Raw genomic sequence first — 18,822 nt, 5'->3', positions numbered from 1 at the left:
TAGTAGTCAACAATGGCTTTCTCCGGTCACGCTTGCTCATAAAACATCCATTTAAGTGCGGTGGATTATCATTTTGTGCGCTTAAGTGCTTAAAGCATCAGCAAGTGGCGTTTTATTCTTGCTAAAATTTAGCCATATATTAGCCAACGAATAAACTAAATTATCTGAAAATGTTAGCTTTTTTGTAATTATTAATAGTGATAGAGCATTTGGCAGGTCTTAGTTCTGGCGACATTAAATATCTGTGTTAGAATGCCAAATCACGTTTTTAAGCTAGATAATAATATCTAAGTTTTATTGTCAGCTCACTTTAGGGGAACGCGCAGTTTATGACTGATCTGGCATCATCTATTTCGCCAATTAACATCGAAGACGAACTTAAGAATTCTTACCTTGATTACGCAATGAGCGTAATTGTAGGTCGTGCATTACCTGACGTCCGTGACGGTTTAAAACCCGTTCACCGTCGGGTATTGTTCGCCATGAGCGAATTAAAAAACGATTGGAACAAACCATATAAAAAATCCGCTCGTGTCGTTGGTGACGTAATTGGTAAGTATCACCCCCATGGTGATACCGCTGTATACGATACAATTGTACGTATGGCGCAACCGTTCTCGCTACGCTACACATTAGTAGACGGACAAGGAAACTTTGGTTCGGTCGATGGTGACTCTGCTGCGGCGATGCGTTATACCGAAATTCGTATGCAAAAGTTGGCGCATTCATTATTAGCGGACCTTGAAAAAGAAACCGTTGATTTTGTGCCTAACTATGACGGCACAGAGATGATCCCTGCGGTATTACCAACACGCGTACCGAACCTATTAATCAATGGTTCATCTGGTATTGCAGTCGGTATGGCCACTAACATTCCACCTCACAACTTAACAGAAGTAGTGAAAGGCTGTTTGGCGTTAATCGACGATCCAAGTTTATCGATTGAACAGTTAATGGAATACATTCCAGGTCCAGATTTTCCAACGGCAGCATCAATTAACGGTCGCAAAGGCATTATTGATGCTTACAACACCGGTCGTGGCCGCGCTATCATGCGCTCTAAAGCTGACATTGAAACGGAAGAGAATGGTCGTGAACGTATTATTGTTCATGAAATTCCATATCAAGTTAACAAAGCCCGTTTGATTGAAAAAATTGCCGAGCTTGTAAAAGATAAGAAATTAGAAGGTATCAGTGGCCTACGCGATGAGTCTGATAAAGACGGTATGCGTATTGTTATTGAAATCAAACGCGGTGAAGTGGGTGAGGTTGTACTAAACAACTTATATTCTCAAACACAAATGCAGTGTTCTTTTGGTATCAACATGGTGGCATTGACGAACGGTCAGCCTAAGCTGTTTAACCTTAAAGAAATGCTTGAGTGTTTTATTCTTCACCGTCGTGAAGTGGTTACGCGCCGTACCGTATTTGAACTGCGTAAAGCCCGCGACCGTGCTCATATTCTTGAAGCACTCGCCATTGCACTGGCTAACATCGATCCGATTATTGCGTTAATTAAAGCCTCTCCTACACCTGCTGAAGCCAAAGCTAAATTAGTGGCACAAGGTTGGGTGTTAGGTAATGTACAAGGCATGCTTGAAAAAGCGGGCGATGATGCTGCGCGTCCAGAATGGTTAGAACCACAGTATGGCATCCGTGATGGTCAGTACTATTTAACCGAGCATCAAGCACAAGCGATTCTTGAATTACGTCTGCACCGTTTAACCGGTCTAGAACATGACAAGATTCTAGCTGAATATGAAGAGCTTTTAGTTCTGATTGCGGGTTTGTTATTCATTCTTCGTACTCCATCGCGTTTGATGGAAGTGATTAAAGAAGAACTAGAAGAAATTCTTGAGCAATACGGTGATGAACGTCGCACGATTATCAACGCTAATGAAATTGATATGAGTCTTGAAGACTTAATCAATGAAGAAGACGTTGTCGTGACCTTATCTCACTTAGGTTATGCAAAATACCAAGTCTTGTCTGACTACCAAGCACAGCGTCGTGGTGGTAAAGGCAAAGCGGCAACTAAAGTAAAAGATGAAGACTTTGTTGAAAAGTTATTGGTGGCAAACACCCATGACACGATTCTCTGCTTCTCTGACTTTGGTAAAATGTATTGGTTAAAAGTGTATCAATTACCATTAGCGAGTCGTACTGCTCGTGGACGTCCTATTGTTAACTTATTACCACTTTCTGACGGTGAGCACATTACGGCAATTCTGCCGGTACGTGAATATGCTGATGATAAATTTATCATCATGGCAACAGCGCATGGCACGGTTAAGAAAACAGCATTAACAGCTTACAGCAACCCACGTTCAAACGGGATTATTGCTGTAAACCTAAAAGACGGTGATCAATTAATTGGCGTCGATATTACTGACGGCAGTAACGACATTATGTTGTTCTCTAATGTAGGTAAAGTGGTTCGCTTTAATGAGAAAGCGCGTGATTCTGAAACCGGTGAAGTGAAGATTGATGCTGAAACGGGCGAAGAAATCATTGCGCTACGCCCAATGGGCCGTACTGCAACCGGTGTTCGTGGTATTAAGCTTGATGCGGGCCAAAAAGTGGTATCGTTAATAGTGCCTAAAGTTGACGGTGCGATTTTAACCATAACTGAAAACGGTTACGGTAAACGTACCGAGTTGGATGAATACCCAGCGAAGAGTCGCGGCACTAAAGGTGTGGTATCGATTAAGGTAAGCGAGCGTAATGGTGAAGTAGTCGGTGCCGTTCAAGTTGGCACTTTTGACGAAATCATGTTGATCAGTAATAAAGGCACCTTAGTGCGAACGCCTGCTGAAGGCGTATCAATTATTGGTCGTAACACTCAAGGTGTGACTATCATCCGTACAGCTGAAGACGAGAAAGTTGTTGGTTTACAGCGTATTGAAGAGATTCAAACTGAAGAGTTGTTAGACGAAGAAGGCAATGTTATTCCAGTAAGCGATGTTATCGATGCTGAAGTGACCGATGCTGAATCAACTGATGATGTTGAATCAACTGATCCAGACGATGCCAAAACCGGAGCAAACGAACAAGAGTAATTTATTACCCTTGTTGTCAATTTCTCCTCGAACGGGCGCCTTAATGGCGCCCGTTTTATATTACGGAATAAATTTCATCAAAATAGGTAAATAAAGGCCTATTCATCACCCCGTAAAATCCTTATTATTACGGTTAACTTGTTATTGTCTATATTGATTATTTGTCAAAGGAGTTGTTTGTGAGCGCAATTTATAATTTCTGTGCTGGACCGGCCATGTTACCTCAAGCTGTGATGCAAAAAGCACAACAGGAATTAATTGATTGGAATGGCCTAGGCGTCTCCGTGATGGAAATCAGTCATCGCAGTAAAGAGTTTATTGCACTGACCGAGCAAGCAGAGGTCACACTACGCAAGTTGATGAACATCCCTAAAAACTATCATGTGTTATTTATGCATGGTGGTGGCCGCGGCCAATTTTCTAACGTAGTGAATAACTTCTTGGGTGATAACGGTCGGGCGCTTTATTTAGTCAGTGGTCAATGGTCGTCGTCAGCGGTGACAGAAGCGCAAAAACTGGTGGGTGAGCAACATATTGACAGCATCAATATTGTTGAACAGATCAATGGTCTTAACCAGGTAACATTACCCGACTTAAGCACAATCAAGAAAGACTATCGTTATGTGCATTATTGCTCAAACGAAACCGTTGATGGCATCGAAATTTTTGAAGAGTTAACGAGCCCTTGGCCCATCGTTGCTGATTTATCATCAACCATCATGTCCCATGAAATTGATGTCAGCAAATACGGACTCATTTATGCTGGCGCGCAAAAGAACATTGGCCCATCTGGCTTGTCGATTGTGATCGTGCGTGACGATATGCTTAAACTTCCAAGCCTACCGCAGTCATCAATAATGGATTATCGCGTGGCGGTTGAATATGGCTCAATGTTTAATACCCCACCAACGTTTGCTTGGTATTTAGCCTCTGAAGTGTTTGCCTGGTTAGCGGCTAATGGTGGTGTGAGTGCGATGGCTCAATTGAACCAACAAAAAGCGGCGTTACTGTATCATTGTATCGACAATAATCCGTTTTATAAAAACGGCGTCGCACTTAATAACCGCTCACGTATGAACGTGACCTTCCAATTAGTGAATGATGCGTTAAACAGTGAGTTTTTAGTTCAAGCAGAGCAGGTAGGATTAATGGCATTAAAAGGTCATCGTAACGTAGGCGGTATGCGTGCCAGTATTTATAACGCCATGCCGCTAGCCGGCGTGCAAGCCCTGGTTGACTTTATGAATAACTTTGCTGTAAAGCACCATCAAGCCTAACTAACCTTAACCTTGGTTCAGCAATAAAAAAGCGAATGCCGACCAGCATTCGCTTTTTTATGTGGAGAATAAATGACGTGTTGATTAGATGTATAGCAACTTCAGTTAAACACTATTGATAAGTAGGCTTGAGTTTGCAGCGCAGTAAAGTATGACCCAGGCCGATGTTGTCGATGTCTTGATCAACATACAGTCCAGCTTCAATGATCATGTTAAGCATATCTTTACTGTGGTACATCCGACTATTTCCATTGGCAATAGCAGTAAAATACAAAGACGTTGCGTTAACACAATAGGCACCAGCTTCATGGGGTTGCCTGTCCCAATATGTCTCTAAAATACAAAGTTCACTATCAGGTTTCATCGCTGCCACAGTGCGCTTAAGAATAATCCTTATTTGTTGTTTAGAAAAACAATCTAAAAATTGACTCATCCAATATAAATCACCCTCTTGGCAAAAAGGCTTTTCGCTATCGAGTAAATCTGTTTCAAAGGGATGAACGCGATCTGCAACCAACTGTGTTTGTGCATTTTTCATTGCCACAACAAGTTGCCCCGGTAAATCCATAATAGTGACGTGGACGTTTTTATTATAATGGGTGCAGGCAAATGCCCATTTACCGGTATTGCCACCCACATCAACAATATGCGCCGGCTGTGACTTAAATATTAATGGTAATAGGCTGTCAAAAGCATGATCTGAATAGTAATGATCAAACTCAAACCAGCTTTTTTTAGTTTGTTCTGGTAGTTGGCTTAAGCCCGGGTAAATAGTGTCCCAATCGCCAAAGTGTTTAAGCCCTATTGCTTTGCCTTGCTTAAGTGAATCTTCAAGCTCAAACAAGCCTTGATAACAAACATCATGGATGAAGTTTAGGTTTTTTGCGGCCATATCATCATGGAGTAAAAAATAGCCAGTTTTATCGAGGCGGTAATGATTATCTTTACACCAAAAAATGCCCATGCTTAATCCCATATCAAGCAAGACATGAATGGCATATTCAGACAACTCGGAATCTTGGGTAAGCTGAACTAGGCTAATACCTTTCTCACCAACCTCATCAACTTTGGTGAGTAAATCAAATTGACTTAAGCAACGTGCGACTTGAAAACTGACCGGTGCAAACGCTATTTTTTGTGCTTCAAACTTAGCATCAAAAGCAGATATTTTTTTGGGAGATTGATAAAAAGACATTAGTGGTGTTAACTCAACGAAGGCGGTGATATTAATTCAATTCTATCAAAGTAATGTGAATAAGGTTTTGAGCTACTTCTAGTTTTTGTTTTGTGACAAGTTCACAACCGTAATAATGATTTATCGAGCCCCCTCAAGGTTAAAGGTTAACATTGAGAGTTCCGCAAAACAGACTTCATCTATGCTAAACGTTTCCACTGGATAGGTTTTTTTTGCATTCACAACATCAAACGTTATAGACCTTTTCTACTGCTGACTCGGTACTTTTATGGGTAAAACCTTCCCTTATGAAAAAAACAGCGGTGGTTAATTCGCTCAAATAAAAGGGAAGGTATGATGGACTTAGCCCACTTAGCTCATTTATCTCACCATTCTCATTTAGCTCAGTAAGCCGAACACAATGGCGGTCATTGACAATAAACCCGTAATGACGACGAAGATGTTGCTCACTCGTCCTCGGTAGGCTTTCAGAGCCGGCACCTTATGTATTGCATACATTGGCATAATATACAAAATAGCAGCAATAACGGGGCCACCAAGCGCCTCGATCATGCCAAGTATACTTGGGTTGATAATCGCCACGGCCCAAGTAGTAATAAACATAAATCCTAAGATAAATTTATCCAATTTGTGACTGTTTTCTGGCTTGCCGCTATTGGGTAATTGCTTAGTAATAATGCCTTTTAAGCCTTCGGTAGCCCCCATATAGTGGCCGAAGAAAGATGAAATAATGGCGATGAAAGCAATCACAGGTGCAACATAGCTGATAAAACCACTTTCATGAACGTTGGCAAGATAAGACAGGATCGGTAGGTTATCGGCTTTTGCTTCTAACAATTGCACCGGTGTTAAGGACAATACACAGGAGAATACGAACAACATCACGAATCCCACTAGCATGATGGTAGTATTGCGTAGTATGACATCGGCCTTGTGGGAGGCATTGGCGCCGTGTTCTTTTTTGAGCGAAACCGAGAACTGGGAGATAGCAGGCGAGTGGTTAAAGGCAAACACAAGCACTGGAATAGTTAACCAGACGGTACCAAGAAAATTAGTGGCCGAAGGCACAACCATAAGAGCATCAAACTTCCAGTCTGGTATTAAATACAATGACATGAAAGCGAGGATCGCGACTAGGGGATAGACTAATATCCGCGTTACAGAGAGCATAAACTTTTCACCTGCGACCATCACAGACATCATGCATAAGATCAGCATGCCCGAAAGTAGCCAGCGCGGAATAGCACTTATTTTATCGATAATTTGCACCCCAGCATCTGTTAATGCTGGCGCACCGTTCTGCAACATTCTTGGGACTTCGGTAAACACGCCTAATTGATTAATAATGAAACTGTCGACGGTATTAGTGATCCCAACGCCGTAGATTAACACAATGGGATAAATGGCTAAAAAATACAGTAAGGTAATGGCTTTACCCGCCCCAATACCAAAATGTTCTTCTACTACCTGAGTGATGTCACTGTCAGCAATGGCGGATGAACATAGAAAACGGGATAGACCACGGTGAGCAAGATAGGTCATAGGGCCAATCATTAGCACCATTAAGACCAATGGCCAAAAGCCACCCATTCCCGCATTGATAGGTAAAAATAAAATTCCGGCACCGACGGCCGTGCCAAACAAGCTCAACATCCAGGTTGTATCCTGACGTGACCAGCGTGTATCTGAAACAACGACAGACTCGGGGATCTCTTGTGCACTTATGGCTTCATTTTGCATAGCTGATTCACCTTGACAACATGTTAAATTCTGCGTCAGGGTACATATTCCTATGGGATATTAGGTATTTACACAGGCATAATATAATAATGTTTAAATATTGGGAGCTATATCCCGATGAGGGAACATTAAATACGACAAGCAGCTTCAATTCATCTACAACCATCACCTACAGATTTAACCGTGCCGTCACCTAAGCACTGCATCGAAAAATATTCATAGTGATTATGATCGGCATTTGGAAGTCATTCATCTCAACTCGGGATAATAAACGTTTATCAAAAAGCCCTTTATTTGGCGATTGAAGTTATCTTGATTTACTATAGGCCAGCGATTGACGCCGCTATGAATACGAGAATACGCCTTGTGAGCAACATAATTGGCAAGCTTGATATTGATGATTTGAAAAGCTATTGATACCTATCAGTTAATCCTATCTCTTATGCCAAGTTGAGATTAACTAATGGATGATGAGTTAACTATAACGAAAGGTTTGTAAACGCTGCCTACGCTGCCTACATTCGATAACATAAATTGCCTATGTTTGGATTTATTTGTCATCAGCTGAACGGGTTAACATCTAGGTCAGTAAGCGATCCTTGGCAAGTCTATTTGAGTAAACTGAGCAACAAAAAGGTCGCAATAAGCGACCTTTTTATTGATTTTTTCTACTTATACTAACGCTTATCAAAATGGGTTTTTGTTATAATACTGCCGCAATAGATTTAGCTAAATAATCAACATTGGTTTGGCTAATACCGGCAATACTGATCCGGCTTGAGCCGACCATGTACACACTGTATTGCTGTTTAAGTATGGCCACTTGTTCAGGGTTAACCCCTAAGAATGAAAACATGCCTTTTTGACGGGCGATAAAACTAAAGTCGCGGTCAACACCATTGGCGGCTAATTGTTCAACCAACATAGTTCGGTTGCCGTTAATACGGTCGCGCATCACTTTGAGCTCAGCTAACCATTGCTGTTTAAGCGCTGGCGAGCCTAAGATGGTTTCAACAATCGCCGCGCCATGGGCAGGGGGCATTGAGTAAATACAGCGAATAACATATAACATTACCGACAGTGCTACGTTAGCCGTTGTACTGTCTTTAGCGACAATGGAACAGGCGCCAATACGCTCACGGTACAAACCAAAGTTTTTTGAGCAAGAGCTGCATAAAATCATGCTTTCTACTGCCGCAGCCATTTGGCGCACGCCGTAGGCATCTTCATCTACGCCGTCACCAAAGCCCTGGTAAGCCATGTCAATTAATGGCGTAAAACCTTGCTTAACCGTAACCTTAACCACTTCATCCCATTGATCGGTGCTTAAATCCATGCCGCTTGGGTTATGACAACATGCATGAAATAACACCACGTCATCTTTATCTATGGTGTTTAACTTCGCTAGCATTTGATCAAATTTAAGTGTTTTGTTGTCGTAGTCATAGTATGGATAGGTTTTAACTGTAATGCCTGCGGCTTCAAATAAACCCGTGTGGTTGGCCCATGTTGGGTCGCTTACCCATAACACTGCGTTAGGATTACAACGCTTAATAAAGTCAGCTGCCACGCGCAGGGCACCAGTTCCGCCTGGCGTTGATACCGTGCGAACGCGATCGGCCAGTAATACACTGTGGCTGGCACCAAAGGCTAATTCGCCCATGAGTTGATTAAATGGTGCTGAGCCTGTTGGTCCTATGTACACTTTTGTTGTTTCGGTGTCTAAACGGATTTTTTCGGCAACTTTTACGCAATCTAAAATAGGTGTGTGGCCAACAGGGTCTTTATAAACACCCACACCTAAATCGACTTTATTGGGATGCTTGTCTGCGCGATATTGTGTCAATAGGCCTAAAATCGGATCGGCTGGCATCGCGGTTAATGAATTAAACATGGATTGACCTTCTTATTTTAAAGTTACACGCATTAGAGCGAAACAAGATACAGGAACTTGGCTTTAGCATAACGTGAATTATACCAATAAAGAACTGCTAAATCAGCCTTATTAGGTCTTACATTGCTAAGCCCTAATTAATCTGGGCAACTAAATCAGACCGTCATTAATGGTCTGAACTGTGCAGATTTGTCGAGAAAAACCTAACTAAAGTTAAAAAATTTCAACTTGAGCATAAAAGTCACCTAAAACATAAAATAACGGTTGAATCCTTGGCGACAATCAGTAACGTAAGCACTATGAAACATTATGAAGTCGATTACTGAGGTTGTTGAGCTGTCGAAGCACCTTTACTCCAATAGATGTTGCAGCGTTTGAGGCCATTTTCTATAAGGCGGAGTTTATGACGTGTTGTTCTAGAGGTGTAACGCTAACGCAGTAAAAAGAAGCCACTGACACAGCCCAAGTTCGGCTAAACGGGCTTGCTTATTTGTAAGCGAGAAGTTTGTAAGCGAGAAGTTTGTTGCAAGGTATTAGCGTAGAATGACTAAGCATCACACCTTACGCCGCATTCTTATATACGCGCTAACCCGTTTATCCCGAACGAATTGGACTGCCAAAGATTAAATTGATCCTACCAAACTGTATCGAAACATTGCCTTTTACATCAGCCTAAGTTCACGAGGTGATGTAAGGCTTATTTTATCCGGTGAAGCCTTTTACTCATCTGTCGGTCTGTAGACGTTCAATGAGTGCAACACAAAGAAGAGTATTAATGAAACAACTGCGTCTTGACCATATTACCCGCATGAATGGCGAAATTAACATTCCTGGCTCAAAAAGTATTTCAAATCGTGCCTTGCTATTAGCCACGTTGGCCAAAGGCACGACTACGCTAACGAACTTACTCGATTCTGATGATATCCGTTATATGTTGGCGTCGTTAAAACAACTTGGGGTAAATTATCGTCTATCGAATAACAATACCGTTTGTGAGCTCGAGGGAATGGGATCGCCACTGAATAGTGAACAAGCTCAAAGCCTGTTTCTTGGTAATGCAGGCACTGCCATGCGTCCGTTGTGTGCGGCATTAACCTTAGGTCATGGCGAATTTACCTTAACCGGTGAGCCTCGAATGGAAGAACGTCCTATTGGTGATTTAGTTGATGCGTTACGTCAACTTGGCGCCGATGTGACTTATCTTAAAAACGATGGTTTTCCGCCATTAACCATCAAGGCTAAAGGATTAAACGGCGGTGATGTTGAGATTGCGGGTAACTTATCAAGTCAATTCTTAACTGCGCTACTGATGGTGGCACCACTGACCAAAGACAGTGTGAACATTACTATTAAAGGTGAGCTTGTTTCTAAGCCTTATATTGATATTACTATTTCGTTGATGGCCAAGTTTGGTGTCAAGGTGATTAATCATGATTACGCCCGTTTTGAAATTCCATCAGGACAACAATACGTGTCGCCTGGCAAAGTCTTAGTTGAAGGCGATGCCTCATCGGCGTCTTACTTTTTAGCTGCTGGCGCGATCCAAGGTGGTGAAGTTAAAGTAACTGGCGTTGGCCGTTTAAGTATTCAGGGTGATGTTAAGTTTGCCGATGTATTAGCTGAAATGGGCGCAGACATAGAGTGGGGCGATGATTACATTATTGTCCGTCAATCGACCTTAACGGGTATCGACATGGACATGAACCACATTCCTGATGCGGCGATGACCATTGCAACCGCAGCCTTGTTTGCTAAAGGCGTTACCTCTATTCGCAACATTTATAACTGGCGCATTAAAGAAACTGATCGTTTAGCCGCCATGGCAACTGAGTTACGTAAAGTGGGTGCAACGGTTGATGAAGGTCATGATTATATTACCATTACGCCGCCAGCTGTATTAAATACCGCTGCGATTGATACCTATAACGATCATCGTATGGCGATGTGTTTTTCAATATTGGCCTTTGCCGATTGTGGTATCACCATTAACGATCCAGACTGCACATCAAAAACATTCCCGGATTATTTTGCACAATTTGCACAACTGGCAAAATAACACCACATCGACAGATTAAAACACGGCCTTTAACACCATTAAAGGTCGATCTTGGTTTTAATAACCGAAAATTCATCAGTAATTAACATTTATTTGTTATACAATTCGCGCGCTTATTTTGATGAACCCTCGTATGTTTTCAGGGAAGATAGATTATTTTCGGAGCAAATTATGTCAGAACGATCTCCAGTGATCACAGTTGATGGCCCTAGCGGTGCAGGGAAAGGGACAATATGTCAATTATTGGCACAGCATTTAGGATGGCATTTATTAGACAGTGGTGCGATTTATCGTGTTTTAGCCTTAGCCGCTATTCATCATGATGTTGAGCTAGAAAACGAAGAAGCACTGACCTTATTGGCTGCACACCTTGATGTCCAATTTTTAACGGGCAGCCAGACTGATGCCATTAAAGTGGTCCTCGAAGGCGAAGACGTTACCACGACCATTCGCTCACCAGAATGCTCAAATGCTGCCTCTAAAGTGGCGGCATTACCGCGTGTACGTGAGGCATTATTACGTCGCCAACGGGCATTTTGTGCCGCTCCAGGCTTAGTTGCCGACGGACGCGACATGGGTACCGTGGTCTTTTCTAAAGCACCAGTAAAAATATTTTTAACTGCGTCTGCTGAAGAACGGGCGCAAAGACGCTATAATCAGTTGCAGGACAAAGGCTTCGATGTTAAAATCGACCGCCTTTTAGCTGAAATTATCGAGCGAGACGACCGTGATACCAATCGCGCCGCTGCGCCTTTAGTCCCAGCTAATGATGCACTTGTTATTGATACAAGCGGCATAGGCATAGAAGATGTATTGAAGCAAGTGCTTGAATACGTTAGACAAAAAATTACTGTCACGTAACCGAATCCTCGTTTATTGTGCAGTAGGTGTTTGTGTTAAGGATGACACGAATAATATTACTAGACTCCACATCTAGGATGGATGGTGGTTTTATATAATGAAGTAACCTAAAACATGACTGAATCTTTTGCTGATCTATTTGAACAATCCCTTGAAACTTTAGAGTTCCGTCCAGGTTCTATCGTTCGTGGTACAGTTGTTGCCATTGAAAACGGTATGGTACTTGTTGACGCCGGCCTTAAGTCTGAAAGTCCAATCAATGCTGACGAATTCAAAAACGCACAAGGCGTTTTAGAAATTCAAGTTGGTGATGAAGTTGACGTAGCCCTTGACTCTGTTGAAGATGGCTTTGGTGAGACTCAATTGTCTCGCGAAAAAGCTAAGCGTCATGAAGCTTGGATCGTTCTAGAAAAAGCGTACGAAGATGCTGAAACTGTAATCGGTATCATCAATGGTAAAGTTAAAGGTGGTTTCACTGTTGAATTAAACGGTATCCGTGCCTTCTTACCAGGTTCTCTAGTTGACGTGCGCCCAGTTCGCGACACCGCTCACTTAGAGTACAAAGAATTAGAATTCAAAGTTATCAAGCTTGATCAGAAGCGCAACAACGTTGTTGTTTCTCGTCGTGCAGTTATCGAATCTGAAAGCAGTGCTGAACGTGATACTCTTCTTGAGAATCTACAAGAAGGTCAAGCTGTTAAAGGTATCGTTAAAAACCTTACTGACTACGGTGCATTCGTAGACTTGGGTGGTGTTGACGGTCTTTTACATATCACAGATATGGCTTGGAAACGTGTTAAGCACCCATCTGAAATCGTTAATGTTGGTGACGAAATCAACGTTAAAGTACTTAAATATGACCGTGAGCGTACTCGCGTATCATTAGGTCTTAAGCAACTTGGCGAAGATCCATGGTTAGAAATCAGCAAGCGCTACCCAGAAAGCACACGTCTTACTGGTCGCGTAACTAACTTAACTGACTACGGTTGCTTCGTAGAAATCGAAGAAGGCGTTGAAGGTTTAGTTCACGTTTCTGAAATGGATTGGACTAACAAGAACATTCACCCATCTAAAGTTGTTAACTTAGGTGATGAAGTTGAAGTGTTAGTACTAGACATTGACGAAGAGCGTCGTCGTATTTCTCTAGGCCTGAAACAGTGTAAAGTTAACCCATGGGATGACTTCGCAACTCGTTACAACAAAGGCGACAAAGTATCTGGTAAGATCAAGTCAATCACTGACTTCGGTATCTTTATCGGTCTTGACGGTGGAATCGATGGTCTTGTTCACTTATCTGATATTTCTTGGAACGGTACTGGCGAAGATGCAGTATCTGAATACAAGAAAGGCGACGAAATCCATGCAGTGGTTCTTTCAGTAGACCCAGAGCGTGAGCGCATCAGCTTAGGTGTTAAGCAAACTGAAGATGATCCATTCAACGCATACTTAGCTGACAAGAAGAAAGGCACCGTAGTTCACGGTACTGTTTCTGCTGTTGACGCAAAAGGTGTTACAGTTGAATTGGCTGAAACAGTTGAAGGTTATATCCGTGTAGCTGACATCTCTTCAGAACGCATCGAAGATGCATCTACTGTATACTCAGTAGGTAATGCAATCGAAGCTAAGTTCATGGGTGTAGATCGTAAGAACCGTTCTATCAGCTTATCTATCAAAGCGAAAGATGAAGCTGAACAGAAAGAAGCGATTGCTACTTTGAACAAGCAAGATGAAGTTGTAATGAGCAGCGCAATGGCTGAAGCTTTCAAAGCGGCTCGTAAGTAATCGAAAATCGTCTGTTGTATGGGGAATTCCTCCCCATTAGGCGACTGTGTTTGGCTTGATAATATGGGATAGCTAAGATGACAAAATCTGAACTTATCGAAAAACTCGCCACTAGGCAGTCGCAACTGTCGGCGAAGGAAGTGGAAAGTGCAATCAAAGAAATGTTGGAGCAAATGGCAACAACATTAGAAACCGGTGATCGTATAGAAATCCGCGGATTTGGTAGTTTTTCACTTCACTATCGTGCACCACGTATGGGTCGTAATCCAAAAACAGGCACCTCTGTTGATTTGGAAGGCAAGTATGTACCGCACTTTAAGCCGGGTAAAGAACTGCGCGAACGTGTCGATGTTGTTAATACTTGATTAATGACTGAATAAAAAGCCTCCTTTTGGAGGCTTTTTTATATCTAATGACAGTCAATGCTGGTCAGCCCAGTAAATTTCTTGGATAATCATTATATTGATACACCTTCATGGAGAATAGCGTGAGATCATTTATTGTTGTTGTACTCGTTGGATTGTTGTTTGTTTTAGCTTTATTATTTGGTGCTAAAAATGAACAAGTCGTCACTTTAAGTTACTTTATTGCTGAAGGGCAATATCGTTTGCCTATAGTACTTGCCGTGGTCTTTTTCTGCGGGTTTATTCTCAGCTGGATATTTGCAAGCTACCACATCATTAAGCTAAAACTTGCGTTGCGTAAAAGTAACAAAGCCCTTAAAAAGTTTACCGCTGTAGAGGCAACCAGTGTTGCTTTAACGCCTAAGGATCAAGTCGTCTAGTATGCTAGAAATCTTGTTCTTGTTATTGCCTATCGCTGCCGGTTACGGATGGTACATGGGACGACGCAGTATTCGTCATAGCGATAGCCAGCAGAGTAAAAAATTAAGCCGAGATTATTTTACTGGGTTTAACTTTTTACTGTCTAACGAGTCTGATAAAGCGGTTGATTTATTTATCAGCATGCTTGATGTTGACGATGAAACCATCGACACCCATTTATCGTTAGGTTCGTTATTTCGTAAACGGGGTGAAGTAGACCGTTCAATACGTATCCATCAGAACTTGATTGCCAGGCCCAGCTTGACCAACGAGCAACGTGACATCGCGATGATGGAGTTAGGTAAAGATTATATGGCCGCTGGGTTTTATGACCGCGCCGAAGAAATCTTTAGCAACTTAGTCAGTCAAGATGACCACAGTGAAGAATCAGAAACACAACTTCTGTTAATCTACCAAGTGACTAAAGAGTGGCAAAAGGCCATCGATATCACTAAGCGTCTACCTCGAAAACGCCAACAAGTGCTTAAACACACCACGGCACATTTTTATTGTCAATTAGCTGATGAAGCCAATAACGACGCTGACAAAATCAAAAAATTGCACCAAGCGATTAAACAAGACGCTCAATGCGGTCGGGCTTGGTTAACCTTAGCTAAAATTTATCTTGATGCTGGTCAGTTTGAGTTATGCAAGCAGGCGATCCAACAGCTGAAATTGGCCGATATTGATTTATTTGCTGATGCCGTTTCAATTGCAAAGCAAGTGTATCGAGACACCCAAGATCCAGAAGGTTTTAACGAACTGCTTGCAGAGGCCATTGCCGACGGCGCAGGTGCCAGTGTGGTTATCGCACTTGCCGAGCACAAAATAAGCCTTAATCAACATCAAAGTGCTGAAACCATGATGCTCGATAACTTATATCATCATCCGACCATGAAAGGGTTTCAGCATTTAATGCAATTGCACATTAAACAAGCTGAAGATGGCCAAGCGAAACAAAGTTTATCTATGCTCGAACAGCTTGTTGAACAACAAATTAAATTCCGTCCTAGTTACCGCTGTATTGCCTGCGGTTTCCCCTCTCACGGTTTATATTGGCATTGTCCATCATGTAAACAGTGGGGCAGCATCAAACGGATCAAAGGGCTCGACGGTGAATAATTTTATCATTACCATTTAGATACCCTATAATAAAGGCATTAAAATAAGCTATGGCCGCTGGAGTTCCAATGACGAAGAAATCAATTGTAGTCGCCCTCGATTATCATAATAAAAATGACGCATTGACCTTTATTGATAAACTTGACCCAGATATGTGTCGTCTAAAAATCGGCAAAGAGATGTTTACGTTATTCGGGCCAGATCTGGTTAACGATATCCATAATCGTAACTTCGATTTATTCCTAGATTTGAAATTCCATGATATTCCCAATACGGTGGCAAAAGCCGTTACCGCCGCCGCTGATCTAGGCGTGTGGATGACTAACGTGCACGCCAGCGGAGGGCTTGCCATGATGCAGGCCGCTAAACAAGCTTTGGTGCCATTTGGTCAAGATGCACCATTGTTGATAGCCGTTACCGTATTAACATCAATGTCAGATGAAGACTTAGTCTTACTTGGCATCAATGTCCCTGTATTTGAACATGTATTGCGCTTAGCAAAACTGACTCATCAAGCTGAGTTAGATGGGGTTGTGTGCTCCGCTCAAGAAGCTAAATTGCTTAAATCATCATTTGGACAAGACTTTACCTTAGTGACACCGGGTATTCGTCCCGCAGGCAGTGATACTGGTGATCAACAGCGTGTCATGACGCCACAACAAGCTATTACAGCGGGGTCAGATTATTTGGTGATTGGTCGACCAATTACTCAAGCTGTGGATCCATTAGCAGCGCTTAAGGCTATTTATCAATCACTGCATGTTTGAGCCGTTCTTGTTGTAAAAGCATCATTGAAAAAGTTATATTTTCTGTCTATGTCGTCAGCAAAATAGACTTATCTACATCAACAAAAACACACAGAAATAAGGGATGACTATGTCTGATAACACAAGGTTTGATAACACAAGGTTTGATTACACAGGTAAAAATGTGGTGGTGGTGGGTGGCACCTCTGGCATTAATCTGCAAGTTGCCATTCAATTTGCAAAAGCCGGCGCGAATGTTGCCGTTGCGAGTCGCAGTCTTGATAAAGTAAACGCTGCGGTTGCGTTACTCAATCAAGCTAATCCCAGAGCGAATCATTTAGGCGTGAGTTTTGATGTACGTGACAACGATGCGTTAACCATTGGCTTTGATAAAATCGCCGCTACATATGGGCACATTGATGTACTGGTAAGTGGCGCGGCGGGTAATTTCCCAGCCAGTGCAGCAAAGTTATCTAATAATGGTTTTAAATCAGTTATTGATATTGATTTAATTGGCAGTTTTCAAGTATTAAAACAAGCCTATCCACTGTTATCACGTCCCAACGGCAGCATTATTCAAATTTCAGCCCCGCAAGCGTATATCGCGATGCCGTTGCAAGTGCATGTTTGCGCCGCCAAAGCCGGAGTCGATATGCTAACCCGCACATTAGCGCTAGAGTGGGGAGTTGAAGGGATCAGGATTAATTCTATTGTACCTGGCCCCATTGAAGATACCGAAGGCTTTAACCGTTTAGCGCCCAGTGATGAATTACAACAACGGGTCGCTAATAGTGTGCCGTTAAAACGCAATGGCAAAGGCCAAGATATTGCCAATGCGGCCTTATTCCTGGCATCTGACATGGCATCATACATCACAGGTGTCGTGTTGCCTGTTGATGGTGGTTGGTCACTAGGTGGCGCCAGCACTGCTATGACTGAGTTAGGTGACATGGCCGCAAAGCAAGGTTTATAAAACTCAACAAAATTAAAGGTAAATAACATGGCCAATGCATTACAAGATCAATTGCTTAAAGCAGGTCTTGCCAGTAAACAAAAAGTTCGTGACGTAAAAACTCAAAAAAAGCGTAATAAAAAATCAAAGATAGATGATGGTAGCGATGCATTAAAGCAACAAATCGCCGAGCAAAAAAATGCTCAAAACCTCAAAGACAAAGCCTTAAATGAGCAGCGTTTTGCTGAGGCATCTGAAAAAGGTCAAGTACGAGGATTGATCACTGAGTTTTCTAAATTCGCTATTACTGTGGGCAAAGATGCCGAGATTAAGTTTAACTTCACCTTAGAAAACAAGATCTATTCCGTTTATATTACCGATAAAATTCAAGCTGATTTACTTAACGGCACCTTGGGCATTGTCCGTCATGAAGAAAAAAGCTACATAGTGCCGCATAAACTGGCAGAACGAGTCAAGTTACTGGTACCACAATGGTGTGGCTATTTATGGGATAAAGCCGCTAAAGATTCAGTAGAGCAGGTGAGTGATGCCGACGATCCTTATGCTAACTACGCCATCCCTGATGATTTAATGTGGTAAGCATTATCCCCAAGACTCCTTAACATGCTCGTTTCAGAGCTCCCATAGGGTAACTTAACAAGGCAGTGATTAAAGAGAATGGTTACTGCCTTTTTATTATCACTATTGCTAAATCCCAAGTCCAAGAACTTAGGTTATACAGCTTAGGCTATAGAACTTAGGCTATAGAACTTGGGTGATAGAAGTGAAGCATCCTCGAAAGACGAAATCCGCCTAAAACCTAGCAGATCGCAGGTTGCTCTAGCTACCGAAAGTGGCCTATTCCTAGAATCTTGAACACTGTCACTTCTCGACATGCTGGTTCCTGTATATCGAGGTTGTTAGGTATAGACTGACAGGGTGTTTATTGCTGCCGACTTTCACTTTAATAATATTAAAATAGTTGTAGCAAAGGCTAGGCAAGTAAACGATGTCTCATTTATAGATTACCCTTTTTTTATCTTCCCTATTGGCATTTCTGCCTATATTAATTTTTACTGCCATTGGCTTTGCACCAATACTCATTCAGCTACACTCATAAGCTGATAATGACAGTCCATACTGAATGGCACTTCGGAGTTGAATTCGGGAGGGTTAACCACTTGATACCAAGAAAGACTTCAATCTGTTCCTAGTGACCATTGATGATGGTTTCTTGCTTAGCTTCAGCCCTAGGGACCACTCATATCTTATAGGTTTTGGTTCATTGTTTGACGTATTTTGGCGCCATTCGCC

The 18,822-nt window shown here is 42.2% G+C and carries 14 protein-coding genes; 11 read left to right on the top strand and 3 right to left on the bottom strand.

Annotated elements, in window-relative coordinates:
* Nucleotides 1-329: 329 nt before the first annotated feature.
* A complete protein-coding gene (gyrA, locus tag AAEY93_RS03685; protein ID WP_101031204.1) occupies nt 330-3,059 on the top strand; it encodes a DNA gyrase subunit A in 2,730 nt (909 codons plus the stop codon).
* A 179-nt stretch (nt 3,060-3,238) separates the two neighbouring features.
* The gene (serC, locus tag AAEY93_RS03680) at nt 3,239-4,336 is read left to right on the top strand and encodes a 3-phosphoserine/phosphohydroxythreonine transaminase (RefSeq protein WP_101031206.1); all 1,098 of its coding nucleotides are present in this window, start codon (nt 3,239-3,241) and stop codon (nt 4,334-4,336) included.
* A 112-nt stretch (nt 4,337-4,448) separates the two neighbouring features.
* Here the strand turns inward: serC and AAEY93_RS03675 are convergent, their stop codons facing one another.
* The 3 genes from AAEY93_RS03675 to AAEY93_RS03665 all read right to left on the bottom strand — a co-directional run bounded on the left by AAEY93_RS03675 (nt 4,449) and on the right by AAEY93_RS03665 (nt 9,165).
* A complete protein-coding gene (locus AAEY93_RS03675; RefSeq protein ID WP_351075049.1) occupies nt 4,449-5,531 on the bottom strand; it encodes a methyltransferase in 1,083 nt (360 codons plus the stop codon).
* A gap of 378 nt (nt 5,532-5,909) precedes the next feature.
* Nucleotides 5,910-7,271 carry an aromatic amino acid transport family protein gene (locus tag AAEY93_RS03670; protein WP_351075047.1) on the bottom strand — a complete coding sequence of 454 codons (1,362 nt, stop codon included), beginning with the start codon at nt 7,269-7,271 and terminating at the stop codon, nt 5,910-5,912.
* 703 nt (nt 7,272-7,974) lie between these two features.
* A complete protein-coding gene (locus AAEY93_RS03665; protein ID WP_124013090.1) occupies nt 7,975-9,165 on the bottom strand; it encodes an amino acid aminotransferase in 1,191 nt (396 codons plus the stop codon).
* A gap of 775 nt (nt 9,166-9,940) precedes the next feature.
* Here AAEY93_RS03665 and aroA point away from each other — a divergent pair.
* The 9 genes from aroA to AAEY93_RS03620 all read left to right on the top strand — a co-directional run bounded on the left by aroA (nt 9,941) and on the right by AAEY93_RS03620 (nt 18,108).
* A complete protein-coding gene (aroA, locus tag AAEY93_RS03660; RefSeq protein ID WP_101031214.1) occupies nt 9,941-11,221 on the top strand; it encodes a 3-phosphoshikimate 1-carboxyvinyltransferase in 1,281 nt (426 codons plus the stop codon).
* A gap of 171 nt (nt 11,222-11,392) precedes the next feature.
* Nucleotides 11,393-12,082 carry a (d)CMP kinase gene (gene cmk / locus AAEY93_RS03655; protein ID WP_101031216.1) on the top strand — a complete coding sequence of 230 codons (690 nt, stop codon included), beginning with the start codon at nt 11,393-11,395 and terminating at the stop codon, nt 12,080-12,082.
* A gap of 114 nt (nt 12,083-12,196) precedes the next feature.
* Nucleotides 12,197-13,864, top strand: coding sequence for a 30S ribosomal protein S1 (gene rpsA / locus AAEY93_RS03650; RefSeq protein WP_101031218.1), 1,668 nt, complete (start codon nt 12,197-12,199; stop codon nt 13,862-13,864).
* Nucleotides 13,865-13,941: 77 nt separating this feature from the next.
* The gene (gene ihfB, locus AAEY93_RS03645) at nt 13,942-14,229 is read left to right on the top strand and encodes an integration host factor subunit beta (protein WP_101031220.1); all 288 of its coding nucleotides are present in this window, start codon (nt 13,942-13,944) and stop codon (nt 14,227-14,229) included.
* A 122-nt stretch (nt 14,230-14,351) separates the two neighbouring features.
* Nucleotides 14,352-14,648 (top strand): lipopolysaccharide assembly protein LapA domain-containing protein, encoded by a 297-nt coding sequence (locus AAEY93_RS03640; RefSeq protein ID WP_124013092.1) that lies wholly within the window; start codon nt 14,352-14,354, stop codon nt 14,646-14,648.
* Nucleotide 14,649: 1 nt separating this feature from the next.
* Entirely contained in the window at nt 14,650-15,810 is a 1,161-nt protein-coding gene (gene lapB, locus AAEY93_RS03635; protein WP_124013093.1) for a lipopolysaccharide assembly protein LapB, read from the top strand.
* A gap of 68 nt (nt 15,811-15,878) precedes the next feature.
* Entirely contained in the window at nt 15,879-16,577 is a 699-nt protein-coding gene (pyrF, locus tag AAEY93_RS03630; RefSeq protein WP_124013094.1) for an orotidine-5'-phosphate decarboxylase, read from the top strand.
* Between the two features lie 109 nt (nt 16,578-16,686).
* Nucleotides 16,687-17,529, top strand: a complete 843-nt coding sequence (locus tag AAEY93_RS03625; RefSeq protein ID WP_124013095.1) for an SDR family oxidoreductase — start codon at nt 16,687-16,689, stop codon at nt 17,527-17,529.
* Between the two features lie 27 nt (nt 17,530-17,556).
* A complete protein-coding gene (locus tag AAEY93_RS03620) occupies nt 17,557-18,108 on the top strand; it encodes a DUF2058 domain-containing protein (protein WP_101031230.1) in 552 nt (183 codons plus the stop codon).
* The last annotated feature ends 714 nt before the right edge of the window (nt 18,109-18,822 follow it).

The sequence above is a fragment of the Shewanella sp. CAL98-MNA-CIBAN-0140 genome, from assembly GCF_040309905.1.
GTDB classification, from domain to species: Bacteria; Pseudomonadota; Gammaproteobacteria; order Enterobacterales; family Shewanellaceae; genus Shewanella; species Shewanella psychromarinicola.
This window is presented reverse-complemented; position numbering and strand designations above follow the sequence as displayed.

What these genes read in the sequence shown, in the direction of transcription:
- gyrA (WP_101031204.1), top strand. Translation starts at nt 330, where the DNA reads ATGACTGATCTGGCATCATCTATTTCGCCAATTAACATCGAAGACGAA.
- AAEY93_RS03675 (WP_351075049.1), bottom strand. Translation starts at nt 5,531, where the DNA reads ATGTCTTTTTATCAATCTCCCAAAAAAATATCTGCTTTTGATGCTAAG.
- AAEY93_RS03670 (WP_351075047.1), bottom strand. Translation starts at nt 7,271, where the DNA reads ATGCAAAATGAAGCCATAAGTGCACAAGAGATCCCCGAGTCTGTCGTT.
- AAEY93_RS03665 (WP_124013090.1), bottom strand. Translation starts at nt 9,165, where the DNA reads ATGTTTAATTCATTAACCGCGATGCCAGCCGATCCGATTTTAGGCCTA.
- aroA (WP_101031214.1), top strand. Translation starts at nt 9,941, where the DNA reads ATGAAACAACTGCGTCTTGACCATATTACCCGCATGAATGGCGAAATT.
- cmk (WP_101031216.1), top strand. Translation starts at nt 11,393, where the DNA reads ATGTCAGAACGATCTCCAGTGATCACAGTTGATGGCCCTAGCGGTGCA.
- rpsA (WP_101031218.1), top strand. Translation starts at nt 12,197, where the DNA reads ATGACTGAATCTTTTGCTGATCTATTTGAACAATCCCTTGAAACTTTA.
- ihfB (WP_101031220.1), top strand. Translation starts at nt 13,942, where the DNA reads ATGACAAAATCTGAACTTATCGAAAAACTCGCCACTAGGCAGTCGCAA.
- lapB (WP_124013093.1), top strand. Translation starts at nt 14,650, where the DNA reads ATGCTAGAAATCTTGTTCTTGTTATTGCCTATCGCTGCCGGTTACGGA.
- pyrF (WP_124013094.1), top strand. Translation starts at nt 15,879, where the DNA reads ATGACGAAGAAATCAATTGTAGTCGCCCTCGATTATCATAATAAAAAT.
- AAEY93_RS03625 (WP_124013095.1), top strand. Translation starts at nt 16,687, where the DNA reads ATGTCTGATAACACAAGGTTTGATAACACAAGGTTTGATTACACAGGT.
- AAEY93_RS03620 (WP_101031230.1), top strand. Translation starts at nt 17,557, where the DNA reads ATGGCCAATGCATTACAAGATCAATTGCTTAAAGCAGGTCTTGCCAGT.